The 795-nt window shown below is 53.5% G+C and carries 1 protein-coding gene; it reads left to right on the top strand.

The window, feature by feature from the left end:
• The first annotated feature begins 191 nt into the window (after positions 1 to 191).
• Positions 192 to 731 carry a serine/threonine protein kinase gene (locus C5P05_RS00415; RefSeq protein WP_114967982.1) on the top strand — a complete coding sequence of 180 codons (540 nt, stop codon included), beginning with the start codon at positions 192 to 194 and terminating at the stop codon, positions 729 to 731.
• The last annotated feature ends 64 nt before the right edge of the window (positions 732 to 795 follow it).

The following is a 795-nucleotide window of genomic DNA, read 5'->3' as shown; positions in this document are numbered from 1 at the left end:
GTCCCACCACCAATCCGCTCAATACCTCTGAGTTGTTCTGCATCGCATATGTCCACGTTGTTTACGCGGACACAAGCATCACGGATTCCACACCCGACCGAAAGTACGCGGTTAATTGATCGCTTACTCTCAAGCTATGGAATATAGTCCTGCCAGTAGTGGTTGTCTCACTGCCTACCTTGGGAGAATGGATGGAGCCACGTGCATATACAGGAGTTGACTTCAAATTACTTGACGTTGAACGCTCGGGGGGAATGTCGCGGGTTCGTAAAGCACAACTAATCGAAACTGCTGAAGCATGCGCTCTCAAGTACGCGGGTCGTGACGGTCACGAGACCGCCGCATCCACGAGCTTTAACCGCGAGATAGAGGCGCTTGCCAACATGGAGCACAAAAACATTGTGCGCCTTGTCGGAATCGGCAGCGATGGTGCGGATCGATTTATTGCACTCGAGTGGCTTGAAGAAACGCTGCACGAGAAGATCGAGGCGTTGGGATGCATGGACTGGACCACATTTTACGAACAGATCGGACGCCCCCTTCTAGATGCACTGCAGTATGCGCATGCGCGTGGATACGTGCATCGCGATTTCAAACCAATGAACGTAATGTTCAGCAAGCAGAACGTTGCGAAGATTACTGATTTTGGAATCGCCAGGGCAACTCAAGACGTTAGCGATCCAGCCGGCCGCGCCCGGACTCCGTGCCGAAGAAACTTGAGCCGTGCGTGAGGTACCGTTGAGGGGCACGCCACACATGACCGGTAAGCCATTGGTGCCTTTGTGGCCCGTACGT

It is taken from the genome of Rhodoferax ferrireducens (assembly GCF_003347515.1).
GTDB lineage: Bacteria > Pseudomonadota > Gammaproteobacteria > Burkholderiales > Burkholderiaceae_C > Rhodoferax.
This window is presented reverse-complemented; position numbering and strand designations above follow the sequence as displayed.